The following is a 14,901-nucleotide window of genomic DNA, read 5'->3' on the forward strand; positions in this document are numbered from 1 at the left end:
TAGAAAAAAACACACAAAATTGTTAAAGACAGGATAGAACAGGATAGAAAGCTTTGTTTATTGCATAATTTTAACAGTTGTAAGATTTTTAAATCAAATCTTAAAGCCCCAATATAAACTTAAAACTACTTTAAAATGAACAAAAACAATTTAAGAATTCTAAAAAAAACAAGCTTAATTTTATTATTAAGCATTTCAATTTCATGCTCGAAAAATGATGAAATTGACTCGTCAATTAATGAATCTACTTTAGAAGAATTACCAGATGTAATAGAATTATCTGCAACAGTAAGTTCAAATTCAACTCCTTTAATTTGTGACACATCATTCCCTAGCCTTGGCCCTAATACTACTCAAACCTGTTATGATGTATTTAACCCTAATAACATAGGAACCCTAGACTGCAGAACTGATAATAGTTATGGAGGCTATGAAAATGTTTCTGGAGGTTGGGGTAAATACAAAATTAAAGGAGGTACTATAAGGTACGACAACACAAAAACTAGAGTAGAACGATTTTTCGACAACCTTAGCCGAAGCGCCAATAAAAAAACAGTACTTACAGGCAAGTTTAAAATACACGATTTAAGCGATGGCAAGACATGTATTATTCAATCTCATGCAGGTGGTGTAATTCAAAAAGGCGTTGAAGCTGGCAACAAGAATAGTAGTGCGCAATTTTTACTATATGCCAAAAAAGTTAGAGTAGATGGTGTTGATAAAATTAAATTAGAAACTCATGTAACCACAAATCCTTACACACCAGATCTAGGAAGTAGAACCGTAACTTACTTCAAAACCATTAATTTCGGGCAAGAATACACTTTTAGATATGAAACAGGATATAACATATATAACACCGCATTTTCAAAAATAAAAGTTGGAGGTACAGAAAAAACCATTACGCATAACCATACCACTCAAAGAGTTTATACAAGATATGGGGCTTATGGTACAAGCGATACTGGAGATAGAACTGCGCATATTCAGTTTAAAGACATTAAGCACTGTAGAGACTAGATTTCTTCTTAACAGAAAAAGGAGGCTGTTCTTAACGCAGTCTCCTTTTTTTTAAGTCTTAATTACATAAAAGAAAGCATTGTGCCTTTCATACAAAGAATATAGTTATACTAGAAATAGGGGTTACTAATTATTTAATAAATATATTTTTAGAAAACTTTAATAGAACTATCTATTTTATATTAGTTAACAATTTTACTGAACCTACGATTCCGGTTGGCACTTTATCCCTATATCATTTTTTCCTAGTTATTTATTAAAGGATTGTACAGGATAGTATAAAACTTATATATAAATAAATTGAGAAACTAAACTATATAATTCAATTAACTAAAATTAAATTTAAAATGAAAAACTATTCTTTTAGAGCAATCTACCTATGCCTAGGTTTATTATTAGTTGCTAATTTTTCCTGTTCAAATGATGAAGAACTCCTGGAAACCGAGCAAGAGGTATCTGAACAAGAGCCATTAATAAAAAATGATGAAACACTAAGTGCACGAACCAAAGGAAATAAAATATCTGGTTGCGACAACCCAAAGGGGTATCGCATATATACAGTAGGAGAACTTAGTGGTTTAAGTGATAGTGATGACTATGTATCTAAAACAGCTATCAACGGCACAGGAGTAGACGTGATGAGAGACCTAGACGATAGAACTTGTGCGTTTAATTATGAACAAGAAAAAAGAGGTGCGTATGAATACGGAAAGTACAAATTAAAAGCAGGCTCTAACGAATACGATAATTTACAACCAAGAATAGAACGCACCACTAAAAAAGTAGACAGAAAAAATGGAAATTTTGTAAGCGTTGAAGGTTATGTAAGAATTAGAAGAGTAGGAAATAAACCATCTGGTAATAACTTTTCGAAAATTGATATGCGTGATAAACAAGGCACCTACATAATGCAAGCAAAGGGAACACATTACAATAAAACGATTGGATCTGATGACCCAGCAATAGCACTACTTGTTGCAAAAGCTGGGGCTAATGGCAGTTTTGATATTTACAGAGAACAAATTACAAAACGTGGTGGCTCAGGTGTTGATGGTAGAAAATTAGTGTTTTTAAAAAATGTACCTGGAGACAGGAGAGTTAAGGTAAAAATGGTTAATGGTTGGAACACTAGTACTAGACAATATGTAGAGGTTACTATTAGTGGTTCTAAATTTTCTTGGAATGTTCCAAATACACTAGTAGAAATTAATGGAACAAACAAATATCAAACAGGTAGAGATGCCAAAATAAGATTTGGTGCATATAGATGTCATGCAGGTGAAGCAGATATTTGGTGGTCTGACGTTAAACACAACTTTAAAGGCTAATGAAAACCAGTTCAAAGTAAGAAGATTTACCAAAACCAAATTCAATAAAAAACTGCCATATTTGGCAGTTTTTTTTCTTTACAAGCTATAACAATAAATGTCTACTTTGAATTAATTAACTTTTGTAGTTTAAACATTTATAAAACTACTACAAACAGTTTTTAATTTTTTTTCGTTCAATTCTAATCCAAAACCAGGTTTTGGATCGAGGGTAAAATAGCCATCACTTCGTTTAGTGGTGGCAGATTTTAATATACATTCTAAATATTCTTTAGAGTCTTCTTCTTTCTCAATAGCCTCTACCCAAGTAGCTCCGGCTCCAATAGCTATTTGTTGCCACGCAGAGCATGCAGGGCCTACCAAACTATCGTCGCCAATCATAACCTTTGCATCAATATCTTGTACCTTTTTTGCCAATAAGGCTGTATGATGAAAACTTCCCATGGTAGAAGGATGCAAGTTTATAATACGTCCCATGCCTTTTTGGAGTTTATTTACACCATTCCAAGCTGGTCGCATGGGTGCATCTGGAATTAAATCTAAACCTCCTGTCATGTTTTGGAGTGTAATCCATTGTTTGACTGTTAGCGGTGCAGGGTCTTCTATGGCATTAAGCCCATGCTTTTTAAAAGTATTCAAAATCTCAGCCAATTCTCCTAGCGATTTCCATTTTTTATACCCTTTGTTTACATCAGAAATCACAACAGCATCTTTTCCTAAAACTTCACGAATAATTCGTAGTAACTTTAAATCAACCTCAGCATCTCCATACATTTTAAACTTCATATGGTGCCCAAGGTTTTGCTTTAGACTTTTTTCAGCTTCTTCACGGACTTTGTTTTCATCTTTATGTAAAATACAATACAAGCCAGGAACGGCTTCTTTTTGGTGTAAACCTAATAATTCAATTGAAGGTTTATTTTGTAAACGACCGGCCAAATCGAGTAAGCCCATGTCCATTAATTCTAAATATTTAAAAGACGTTTTTGAGCCTTTTACTTGTTGTAATTGCAATACCTTTTGTGCTTCTAAAACACTTAAACCTTTGAATTGTTTCACATAATGTACCCACGGACTCAAATCGACATCTGGATTATTTCTGGAAGCAGGAATTTCAGACCATCCATAATAATCCCCTGCACTAATTTTCATAAATATATGCTGACGATTCAACCACGTACCAAAAGAAAAATAGCGTGGAATATTGATGTTGTATTGGTAAAATTCAATTTTTGTGATTTTTGTTGTCAATACGTCTTTATCGCTGATACAAGATGATAGCAAAGGATAGGATAAACTGAACAACCCAACACTGGAGATACCTTTTATAAAACTTCTACGATTTGTTTTCATTTGTAATATTTTCGTTTACCAAGGATCATTCATAGAAGTTAGCAATTCGGCTAATTCTGTTTCCATTTTTTGGTCTAGCTCAGCATTTTTACCCCAAATATTGGTCATTTGATAGGGGTCTTCAGCATCATGATATAGATAATGAAACTTATTGCCATTTTCATGTTTTACAACAGCATAGGTATACTCTTTAGTCCTGAAACCTCTAGCATCGCCTTTTGATGCAAAACTTTTACCAGCAAAGTATAACTGTTTTTCTGGACGGATGACTTCTTTATCGAAGAAAACATCAGAATAATCTACACCTTCAACTTTTTTTGGAATTTCAGTCTTTAAATTCATTAACCCTAACAATGTTGGCATATTATCTGGAACAGAAATCAACAAATCTTCAGTTTTAGGTTTTATTTTTTTAGGATAATGAACTATTAAAGGAATCCTATAAGCCTCTTTAAACCATACATTTTTATGCATTAAGCCTTGGCTTCCTAACATTTCTCCATGGTCTGCTGAAAACACAATAATAGTATTTTCATATAAGCCTTTCTCTTTTAATTTTTTGATAACACGACCTATTTGGTCATCAACCCCATTTACAGATGCGAAATAATCTTTGGCTTCATTTAAACGTTTTTCTACGCCATGGTCGCCTCTTTTTAACTCGTAATTATCTTTAAACTGAACATTAGGTCTGTTTAACACTTCTTTATAATCTAAGCCTTCATAACGTTTTTGGTAACGTTCTGGCACTTGTTTAAATGGTGTATGTGGTGGATTGATAGACCAAAATAAAGCAAATGGCTCTTTACTTTTACGTTGATTCTCAGTATTGTCTAAATAATCGATAATAACATCAGCCTCATGTTCAGCAGACCATTTTTTAGGATACACCTTATCTTCTTCCCCGCCATCAGTGGTCCAATAATACGGGTCGTTATGCCTGTTATGTGTTCCATACGCATACCAAAAAGAAAACCCATGCCTTCTATCTGGAGGACACCAAGTATCCCAAACGCGTTTTACATCTGGTGGTGTAGGTTCTGGACCATCTAAATGCCATTTCCCTACATAACCTGCACTATAGCCATTATCAACTAAAACATCTGAAATACAAACTTCACTCTTCTTCAAATAGTTACCCAATGCGGTTCTTTGGGAATTACAGTTTTCTACAACACCTGTTGAAAGCGAATAACGCCCTGTCATTAACATGGCTCTATAAGGACTACACAATGGATTGTTTGCCACAGCTTCACTAAAAAACACGCCTTCTTTGGCGAGTTGGTCTATATTTGGTGTGTACACAGGGTCTTCTTTTAAAAACCCTAAAGAAGCTTGCCTATATTGATCTGCAAAAATGAAAAGAAGATTAGGTTTTTGTTCTATAGCCTTTTCTTTGGAAGTGTTGTGTTTACATGAAAAAACCATTAAAACTACGACAAGTAATAGATGTATTTTTGCCTTTAAAAAAGTCATTTTTGAAATATCAATTTTTAAATGTTCTTATTTCATCTAAATTATAGAAAAGTAATTATTTGAATATCCTGTAGTAGAGGGTTTGAATTGCAGTAACAACTTGCTATAGTGAATTTCCAATACCGACCAACACCACAGAAAGTAAAATTACAACAATACCAAGTGTTATGGTTGTTTTGGTTTTTTTTGCTACACCATGCCATTCCTTTCGGTAAATACCCCAAAAGTTTGCTGTTAAAATGATAGTAGACATGTGTAAAATCCACGAGCTAGCACCATTACCCAACTTACTTTCGCCCATACCATAAAAGAAAAACTGTAAAAACCAGATGGTTCCTGCCAATGCAGAAAACAGTAAGTTTTTAGAAATAGGTGTTTCTTTATTTGTAAAATCTTTATAGGCTTTATTTTTTAAACTCAAATAGGTAGTCCACACAAAATTAGTGGCTAAACCTCCCCATAGAATTACCACAAACGTCACATTATTTGCAAACAAATGGTCATAGCCTGCAGCTACAGCAGCATCAGCCAATGGTTTTCCGGCTTCTATTCCAAAACTAAAAAAGGAACTTAATATACCTGAAAGCACAGCTACAATTAACCCTTTTACGAGATTGAATTCTGCAACACTTTTCTTTTTTTCTTCTTCTGAGAGTTCGCCCTCTTTTAGCATTCCTGCTTTTCCGCAAATTGCTATTCCAATCAAACATACTAAAACCCCAAATAAAACGACTTGCCCTCCAGTTGAGCTTATCATTTCTGTAAACGATGTTTTACCTTCCTCTGGATTAAAGTTATAATAAATAGAAGGCACTATAGCCCCAAATGCCGCACAAAACCCTAAGACCACTGAGTTTCCTAGAGACATGCCTAAGTATCGCACACCCAAACCGTAAGACAAACCACCAACTCCCCAAAGTAAGCCCATTAAAAAGGTAAATCCCAAGATGGTACTTGAGCTAGCCGAAATTATATCGATAAAACCAGGCACTGTTAAATATGCTGCTATGGGAGGAACAATTAACCAAGACATGACGCCTCCTACCATCCAGTACGTTTCCCAAGACCAACCTTTAACTTTATTGTAAGGCATATAAAAACTACCTGCTGCTACACCTCCTAATGAATGAAATATTACACCTAATATTGCTTGCATATTTTTAAATTTTAATTCTTATAAGTTTCCTTTGTTATATATTCGGGGTTTATCGTAGTTGGAATAGGTGCTTTTGTTACGTCCCACCATTTCTTAAGTTCTCCTAACAATTCTTCTTTTTTACTTGGATTTGCTGATGCCAAATTATTTAATTCTCCAATATCTTCAGATAAGTTGTACAATTCTATACCATCGTCTTCAAAATAATAATGCAATTTCCAAGCGCCTTTGCGAATCACAGAACCTGGCCGTGTTCTAAATAAAGGGTCTCTATTTTCATTATCGTTTCTATAATAAGCCTGAAGATAGATAGGGAAATGCCAAAACAAAGGTCGTTCTAGTATTTCTGTTTTACCTTCTAAAACTGACGAAAGGTTATTTCCATCTAATTCAAGTTGCGCATTTTCAATCCCTGCATACTCCAAAATTGTTGGAAATATATCCAGATTGGTTATCGGCACCTCACTTTTTATATTGGGTTTAATTTTGTCGTTATAAACGAAGAAAAAAGGTTCACGAATACCGCCTTCATAGTAGCTTCCCTTTCCTGCTCTCAAGGGTTTTTGTTTAGTAATACCATACAAACCACCATTATCTGAGGTAAACACAATCATGGTATTATCAAAAAGATTTTTGTCTTTTAGAGTTTTGATGAGCAACCCAATATTTCTATCTAAATTATCTACCATAGAGGCATAATCCGGATTACCTTGACCATTCCAAGGCGCCTTGTTTTTGTATTTAGGTAATAAACTATCTACTGGCATTATGGGGGTATGTACAGCATAAGGCGAATAATACAAAAAAAAGGGAGATGAAATTGTATCTACAAATTCCAACGTGTTTTCCATGATTAAATCAGTTAAATACTCGCTTTTTCCTTTTTTAATTTTAACATTTTTGTACGGTGGATAATAACTTCTTGGAAGGCCATTATGACCACCTCCTATATTCACATCAAAGCCATATTCTAAGGGATCGTGACTCAAGTGCCATTTCCCTGCATGACAGGTTTTATAACCATTCTTTTTTAAAACCTTAGGAATGATTGCATGAGTTGGTGCTAATATGGTTGTATTTGGTGTTGGAATAAGTTTTCTGTCTTTTGATTGTCCTCTTTCAGAAGAATTTACCGTGTAAATTCCATGACGTGGTGTCCATAACCCCGTCATTAAACAAGCTCTACTTGGTGCACAATTTGCTGATGCTGCATAACCATTGGTAAACACCATACCTTGAGCACAAAGCGCATCAATATTTGGCGTTTCGTAATATTCGCTACCCATGAAACCAACATCTCGCCAACCCATATCATCTACATTAATGATAACGATATTGGGTTTGGTATTTTGCTTTCGATTTGATTTGCTATTACAAGAGCTAATCAAGGTAATCAAAAGAGTGAACAGTATTAGATGTATTCTCATATTTAGGAGATGTCAATGATTATTTTTTAAGCGTCTTTTTTATAAGAGGAAACTCCGGATGTTCTGTTCTAGAATTATTGATTAAATATAATAACTCCTTGACCCTTTCAGGATAATGTTCTGCAATATTATTTTGCTCGCCTATATCATTACTTAAATCATATAACTCAACAGGTTTTTTATCGAACTTTACAGCTTTCCAATTGTTTTGTCTCACTGCTTGAATTGGGCCTTGTCTTTCGTTGAACTCCCAATACAAATAGTTGTGTTTTTGTTGTTGATTTTCATTTCCTAAAAGCGTTGGCGCATAAGAAATGCCATCAATTTTATCAGTTGGTGTTATACCTGCCAATTCGCATGCCGTTGGTAAAAAATCCCAAAAGGCAGAAATATGATTGGTTTTAGAACCTGCTTTAATTTTATTTGGCCAATAGGCTACAAATGGTGTATGAATGCCTCCTTCGTACAAATCACGTTTATGCCCTTTAAAATGGCCATTACTGTTGAAAAATTCATTTTTTAAATCGTCGTATTCGTGCCCATTATCACTGGTAAACACAATTAAGGTATTATCAGCTACACCTAACTTTTCTAGTTGTCTAACAAGATTTCCAATATCTCTATCCATTGTAGATACCATGGCTGCATACGTGATATGTCCATGTTCATCATGTCGATAATGCCCTGGTGTCATCTTTCGTTTTGGCCAACCTAAATTCTTGTATTGTTCTTTTTCTTTTTCTAGAATGGTTAATTCAAAATGCGGAATAGTATAGGATAAATACAAAAAGAACGGTTCTTTATGGTTTTTATCAATAAATTCTGTTGCTTTTTCGGTTATTAAATAGTGAATGTGTTGCCCTTCTTTTGTTTGAGGATTATTACCATCTAAAGCAATTCTCTTCTCATTTTCGAAGATACTTTTAGGGTAATAATGATGCGCAGGCGAGTGTTGGTTAAATCCATAGAAATAATCAAATCCCTGTTTGTTTGGTATACCATCGTTTAAATTTTCAGCCAATCCCCATTTCCCAACAACTCCTGTCGTATAACCTGCTCGTTTTAATTCTTCTGCAACAGTAACATCTTCTGCATTAATATCTACTGGAGTTCCACTTGCTGTCCACCTTGGATTTCCTCTTACAGTGCTATGCCCTGTATGTTTACCCGTCATTAACACTGCACGTGAAGGACCACAAACCGAAGAACCTGTGTAATGGTTGGTAAAAACCATACCGTTTGTCGCAAGTTTATCAATGTTTGGGGTTTTGATTTTATCTTGCCCATTAAAGCCCACATCCCCATAGCCTAAATCATCTGCTAGAATAAAAATGATGTTTGGTTTTGTGGCTACTTCTAGATTTTCAATAGCCTCTTTATTTTCTACCACTTGTTTTTTCTTGCAACTTACAATGATAGATATTAAAGTAATCAAAAGGATATTAAAAATTTCTATTTTGGGTTTCATGAATAGCTTCTAATTTATTTTCAAATCAATACTGAATAGACTCAATAACCACAGGCCCTAGCAATCCTGATTTTTGCAATGGGGATTTTTGGGTAATATCATCTGTAACCAACCAAGTATATTTTTCATCTTCTTTACGCGATTTATCTTTAATCAATTGATTTCGCCATAGATTTACCACTTCAATTTCTAATTGATTTTTTCCTTTTTTCAATGCTTCTGTAATATTTAAACGATAGGGTGCTATCCAAAGTCCTCCCAAATCTTTTCCATTTAGTTTTACCTTAGCCATGACAGATAGTTTACCTAAATTTAAATACAATTCCTCATTTTCAGGAAGTGCATCTATAGTAAAAGTAGTGGTATACGTTGCTAAACCTGAATAATATTTTATTTGTTCATTTTCTAAGGCAGACCAATCTTTTAAATCATTAAAAACTACTGGATCTTTTGGTCCAATGTCTTTATTTAAAAAGTCTACTGTAAACGGTTCTTCTATTTCTTTTACTTTTTCAAAAGCAGGGAAGTTTGCGCTATTAGTTGGTTTTGTTAATGATTTATTTTCTTCAGTGAATACCACAAACCAACTCTGAGCACCCTCCATTTTTAAAAGTATTTTTATTCCATTTTCAGTAACTTCAAAATCAGGTAAAACTCTAATTTCTCCTGAAACTGCATCCCAAAGTTGTGGTTTCCAATTTTTATCTACTCTAAATGTTGGTGCTATTTCTATTTGTTTATTACTTTGGTTGGTAATAAAGTAAAGCTCCATTTCTGGAGTTCTTCTATGTGTCCATAAAACTGGCGCATCATCTAAAACTTCAACATCTTTTGATAGGTTTACTATCTTAAAAACTTCTGACAAATCGTATCCATCAAATACTTTTCCATCTCCATAGCTGTTAGCCATTTTGCTACCTTCATAATCCCCACCCCACATCTTATTAGCAATACTTTTTACGATGTTATCACTTGTGGGATAATTTTCTAAACTTGGGGACTTTTCAGGTTGCTGCCCTAAAATGATTCCTCCTTGTTGTACCAAATTTTCTATCTTTTGCAATAATTCTGGACGCATGGTTTTAAAAGGAGGCAATACCATTACTTTATAAGACATGCCATCTGGTAATACAAAACGTCCGTCTTTTACAGACAGTCTGTTTAAAATTACTTCTGCATTGATGTAATCGTAAGAATAGCCTTTTGGAATTTCTGGTATTCTACCTCCAGTCATGATAGGAGCATCTTCGCCAATAAAATAACAGACATCTGCCACGTATTTACCCTGTTGTAACAAATATTGACAACGACGCAAATAATCGAAATACGAATCGGCTTGATTGAACCACGTATTATGACGATTGAATTCTGTACCAAACCAAGCATTCATTCCCGGTTTTCTGTTGTCATCTGGTTGTTGAATATACAAATGCAATACAAAATGATTGATTCCTTCTGTTAATGACCAATCGCCCCGTTTTTTAAGCATTGCTGGATGCCTCAAATAGGTTTTTCTAGCAGATGTAAAAGCTTCTGCAGAAGTTATTGGTTTTCCGTAAGTATGTGCGGTTGAGGACGAAGCTTTGCATTCGATATTCCCTAAGGTTCCTTCGTTCCAAAATTCTCCAGCTATTAAATCAGATTGACCTCCATACATCATAAATTCACTTGGAAAACCCCAATGTCCATAATTTTCCAGCCATGTTTTCAGGTTGCGTTTGTTACTTGCTTTTTTTAATGCGCCCACGTATTCGTAGGCTACATCATCAGCAATTGTTCGTCTTAAATCCCAAAGAAAACGTTCAGATTCTTCTACACTTCCTACAATTCTACCTGATAAGACTGGTAAATATTTTACAGGATTGTATCCATATTTTTCTTGGAATTTCACTTCATAATTGTCTGTCCAGTTTTGTGAACCCATTTCGTAACTATCTGCTATCACATATTTAAAAGCAGATTTGCTTTCTTCTGGAATTCGCTTTAACAATTCGCCCACAAAATTATCAAAATGGTATTGTACCAATTCGCCATTCATTTTGTCAATTTCATACCCTACACCTTGTGGTGCAGCAGGTGCATTTTTAGTTCCTGTTGGTGTCATTCCAAGTCGCAAAACTGTCCAGTTTCCTTTGGGAGCATTCCATTTTAAGTTTCCGTTTTCATCAATTTTATCTGTAATATCAATTACATCATCAAGATTTACACTTAACTTTTTAGACGGAAGTTCTTCTTGTTTGTTGAATGCATACGTATCCCAACTTGGAGTTGGAGTTGGATGCATTTTCCCCAATTGTTTTTCGATATATTTATCTAATACTGGTGCTTCTGAAATTGTAATTTCAGCAAAACCGAATGTTTTTTTACGAGAACTAAACTGACTACATTTTAATTTAAATTGCTGTGCTTTAACATCTGGTAACGTTGTTGCATAAGCCCCTTTTAAAATTGGCCCCACATTTGATGTCATTTTAGAACGGTCGAAAGTTATTTTTTTTATGAATTGCTCTTTGCCTTTAACAATTGCAGATATTTCTATTTGGCATTTAAATTCTTGACTTGGTACTATTGAAATGGAACGCGCTGATATAGGTTCCTCTAAATTGAATGTAATTTCTAAATCTTGTTTCGGTTGAAGTTTAAAACGTGTATCAGTATCGACATTTCCATCAATCAAACCTTTTGTATCTACATCATCCCAATTTGCAGTAACTTTTGTTGGAATAAATTGTGTGCTTCTTTGCTCTGTCTCAGACGCTTTAAAAGCTAAGGTATGTGTGTCTTGAAACTTTTCGTTTGGCTGTTTTAGTTTAACATTCACTAACTTACCTCCTTCCACTTTGGTTTCGCTAAACGTTAAATAACGCATCGCTTTTTTAGAATCTACCCAAGGCCCTCCACTTTGGCTCCAGCCTGGACAATTAAAAACACCTATGTCTACGCCTATTCGTTTTCCTTCAACAACCGCATGTACCATGTGAGACCACCAATCTTCACTTAACATGGGTACTTTTCCATCTTTACGAGCTGGATTAATATTACCGATTAAAGCGCCTCCAATTCCCGCTTTTTTCATCGCCTCTAAATCTTTGGTAATACCGTCTTTAGAAATATCATCGTTAATCCAATACCAATAACACCAAAGGTTATTGCCTTCTGTTGGGTTTATAAAATTGGTTTTGATAATCTCATACCTTTGAGAGTTACTGCATCCAGTTAAAAACAGAAATAAACAAATAAGTGCTATTAATTTCTTCATAATTATGTTGTAAAATTATTTATAAGAAGCTGTTAACTGCCATGTACCGGGTTTAATCTGAAAAACTAAAAATTCATCATCTTCACTCTTAAAATCAAATCCTTCTAATTGTTTTTTCAACTTATTTTTTCTCCAAACATTTTTACCATTTACTAAAATCTTTACAATTTCTTTGTCTTCTTTAGGAATGTAAACAGTAGCTGTAGTTTTTTCAGGGGAGATTAAATCTAGTTGATAGTTGCTTTCTGTCTTATTTACTTCTAAAGTAATATCTCCTTTAACAGATGGTACAATCTGTTTTACAGAAGTCATATGTGCTAAATTTGGTTTTACTTCATACGAAGACCAAGCGATAGCTGTAGCTTTTATACCTGCAATGTATCTTGAAAGCACATAATTTGGTGCATTCCAAGCATGGTTGTAGGTACCTCGTAATTTTGGTAAAAACTTTTCATACAAAGTACTTAGCCATTCCTTATTTACTTGTTCTTGATAACGGTCTTTCATACGCTGTAAACCTTTATCGTATTGACCTGTAATCATGATTGCTTCTTCTGCTATCCATTCCATGTGTGGACTTGACTTTTTTACAGGAACCAAAACACTATCTACTAAAGTATTGTAATGTTCTTTTTTAGCTAATCCACTAATAATAGCTAAGGCACTTACGCGTTCTTCTATGACTTTATTTTGAGAACCATAACGATTCCCTTGCCAATATTCTTTTTCAAAATTAGACTTGATGCTTGCAATGCGTTCATCATACCAAGTAATATCTTTAGTTTCTCCTAATGCTATTGCCATTTTTTTAGCGGATTGTAACGCCATAAAATACAATACTACATTCGTTGCTACTGGGTCGGTATCTATACCCCAATCTACCCAATTGGCATAACCTTTTCTATGTTTTGGCAAACCATTAGCTTGCATACTCCACAATTTTAAATAGTTAAAAACGGCTAGATACGCATTTTCAAGTGTGGCTTTGTCTCCAGTATTATAGTAATATTGCCAAATACCTTGATCTATGTATTGTAAACTTTGTCCTGTTAGTTCACTACTTTTTCCACGATATGCTCCAAAGCCAGGTGCTAACCCTTGAATGGTATCTCCCGCTCTATAAGCTATGGTATTATCAATTCCTTTTTTCAATAATAAACGCCCTGGTTCATCCAATGTATAAAAAACAGCACCTGTTTGGTCAGCAACATCACCAATCCATAAACCACGCTCCCTATCTGGGCAGTCCATATAATTATTTCTAGCACAGACATATAAAGTGTTTCTAGCCATCCACCATAAGCGTGTAAAATAAGAATCACTCGTTTCAAATGTTCCTGTCATCTCTCCTACACCTGTCCATCTGTATTTTAGTTCTAATACTTCTACTCCTGCAGGAATTGTATATTCCACAAAGTGACCATTTATCCATGAATAACCTTCAAATTCCTGTACACCATCTTTTGTTATGTAAATCCCCTTTAACATATTAAATGGATTATCCATATCTGCTACAATGGTTTTACCTGCTTTACTTTTTACTTTTAAATAGGGAGTTATTTGCTGATTAAAAGGCAATTTGGCACGAATTACAAGCGAAGAATCTTTTGTATTCTTAAAAGGTAGATGAATCTTCTCTTTATTAGATTTTAATGTAAGAGATTCATAGTTTACCAAACCTCTATCATTCCATTGAGGAATGGCTCTTTTAACTAAAGTTCCCCAAGGTTTACCATTGGCATCACCTTTTACAATTGGTTTGTCCCAATTTTTATCATCGTAATTACTAGTGTACCAAGCATTATCTGACCAATCACCTAAACTTTTTTGGGCGTTAAATTTCACATTGTATGCATTGACACGGTTGGCACTACCTCCACCACCACCGCTTTTTGGGTCGTAAGCAGGGTGCACTTTCATTTTCCAAGTTGTATCAGAAATAAGCTGCTGTTTTCCTAAATTGGCATGAAATAAGAGCCCTCCTTTTCCACTGTCATCATGCACTTTTCGGGTTCTACCCCAATACCAAACTAAAATAGCAATAGTATTTTGTCCTTCTTTTAAATACGACTTTAAATTGACTTCGTCATAATAGTTTGTGTTTGGTGCTGCTCCTCTAGCTAATCCACCTTCAAACAAAACCATTTTACCATTAACCCAAAGCCAGTATTTGGTATCTACAGCAATATTTGCCAAAGCTTTCTCTGGAATTTCATTAAGATTGAATGATTTTCGAAACGCCACCCAAGTATTTGCTGGTCCAGCTTCTTCTTGCCAAATCCATTGTGCATCTTGCCAATTAGACTTACTAGCAAATACTGAAACTGAAGACACGATAGCCATTAATAATGGAAATATAACTTTGTAGTATTTAAATTTTATTCTCATTCTTGTTTTATATTCTTTATTATGGT

General features: G+C 34.4%; 9 protein-coding genes. 2 read left to right on the forward strand and 7 right to left on the reverse strand.

Features of this window, described 5'->3' with window-relative positions:
• Positions 1-135 precede the first annotated feature (135 nt).
• Both JS605_RS07940 and JS605_RS07945 read left to right on the forward strand, forming a co-directional pair.
• The gene (locus JS605_RS07940) at positions 136-1,020 is read left to right on the forward strand and encodes a hypothetical protein (RefSeq protein WP_203257161.1); all 885 of its coding nucleotides are present in this window, start codon (positions 136-138) and stop codon (positions 1,018-1,020) included.
• 347 nt (positions 1,021-1,367) lie between these two features.
• Complete coding sequence (locus tag JS605_RS07945) at positions 1,368-2,348, forward strand: hypothetical protein (RefSeq protein WP_203257162.1); 981 nt, start codon at positions 1,368-1,370, stop codon at positions 2,346-2,348.
• Between the two features lie 129 nt (positions 2,349-2,477).
• On the opposite strand, the gene JS605_RS07950 is transcribed toward JS605_RS07945, so the two are convergent.
• The 7 genes from JS605_RS07950 to JS605_RS07980 form a co-directional block, all read right to left on the reverse strand.
• Positions 2,478-3,701 (reverse strand): mandelate racemase/muconate lactonizing enzyme family protein, encoded by a 1,224-nt coding sequence (locus JS605_RS07950; RefSeq protein ID WP_203257163.1) that lies wholly within the window; start codon positions 3,699-3,701, stop codon positions 2,478-2,480.
• A gap of 15 nt (positions 3,702-3,716) precedes the next feature.
• Positions 3,717-5,177 (reverse strand): sulfatase family protein, encoded by a 1,461-nt coding sequence (locus tag JS605_RS07955; protein WP_203257164.1) that lies wholly within the window; start codon positions 5,175-5,177, stop codon positions 3,717-3,719.
• 103 nt (positions 5,178-5,280) lie between these two features.
• The gene (rhaT, locus tag JS605_RS07960; RefSeq protein ID WP_203257165.1) at positions 5,281-6,333 is read right to left on the reverse strand and encodes an L-rhamnose/proton symporter RhaT; all 1,053 of its coding nucleotides are present in this window, start codon (positions 6,331-6,333) and stop codon (positions 5,281-5,283) included.
• Positions 6,334-6,344: 11 nt separating this feature from the next.
• Positions 6,345-7,760, reverse strand: a complete 1,416-nt coding sequence (locus tag JS605_RS07965; RefSeq protein ID WP_203257166.1) for a sulfatase — start codon at positions 7,758-7,760, stop codon at positions 6,345-6,347.
• Positions 7,761-7,779: 19 nt separating this feature from the next.
• On the reverse strand, positions 7,780-9,228 hold the full coding sequence (locus JS605_RS07970; protein ID WP_203257167.1) for an arylsulfatase: 1,449 nt from the start codon (positions 9,226-9,228) through the stop codon (positions 7,780-7,782).
• Between the two features lie 25 nt (positions 9,229-9,253).
• Positions 9,254-12,487, reverse strand: a complete 3,234-nt coding sequence (locus JS605_RS07975; protein ID WP_203257168.1) for a glycosyl hydrolase — start codon at positions 12,485-12,487, stop codon at positions 9,254-9,256.
• A gap of 15 nt (positions 12,488-12,502) precedes the next feature.
• Positions 12,503-14,875 carry an alpha-L-rhamnosidase-related protein gene (locus JS605_RS07980; protein ID WP_203257169.1) on the reverse strand — a complete coding sequence of 791 codons (2,373 nt, stop codon included), beginning with the start codon at positions 14,873-14,875 and terminating at the stop codon, positions 12,503-12,505.
• Positions 14,876-14,901 lie beyond the last annotated feature (26 nt).

This window comes from Hyunsoonleella ulvae (genome assembly GCF_016827605.1).
Lineage (GTDB): Bacteria > Bacteroidota > Bacteroidia > Flavobacteriales > Flavobacteriaceae > Jejuia > Jejuia ulvae.

Bases quoted from the DNA above. Each gene is read 5' to 3' on its own strand.
- JS605_RS07940 (WP_203257161.1), top strand. From the start codon at position 136: ATGAACAAAAACAATTTAAGAATTCTAAAAAAAACAAGCTTAATTTTA.
- JS605_RS07945 (WP_203257162.1), top strand. From the start codon at position 1,368: ATGAAAAACTATTCTTTTAGAGCAATCTACCTATGCCTAGGTTTATTA.
- JS605_RS07950 (WP_203257163.1), bottom strand. From the start codon at position 3,701: ATGAAAACAAATCGTAGAAGTTTTATAAAAGGTATCTCCAGTGTTGGG.
- JS605_RS07955 (WP_203257164.1), bottom strand. From the start codon at position 5,177: ATGACTTTTTTAAAGGCAAAAATACATCTATTACTTGTCGTAGTTTTA.
- rhaT (WP_203257165.1), bottom strand. From the start codon at position 6,333: ATGCAAGCAATATTAGGTGTAATATTTCATTCATTAGGAGGTGTAGCA.
- JS605_RS07965 (WP_203257166.1), bottom strand. From the start codon at position 7,760: ATGAGAATACATCTAATACTGTTCACTCTTTTGATTACCTTGATTAGC.
- JS605_RS07970 (WP_203257167.1), bottom strand. From the start codon at position 9,228: ATGAAACCCAAAATAGAAATTTTTAATATCCTTTTGATTACTTTAATA.
- JS605_RS07975 (WP_203257168.1), bottom strand. From the start codon at position 12,487: ATGAAGAAATTAATAGCACTTATTTGTTTATTTCTGTTTTTAACTGGA.
- JS605_RS07980 (WP_203257169.1), bottom strand. From the start codon at position 14,875: ATGAGAATAAAATTTAAATACTACAAAGTTATATTTCCATTATTAATG.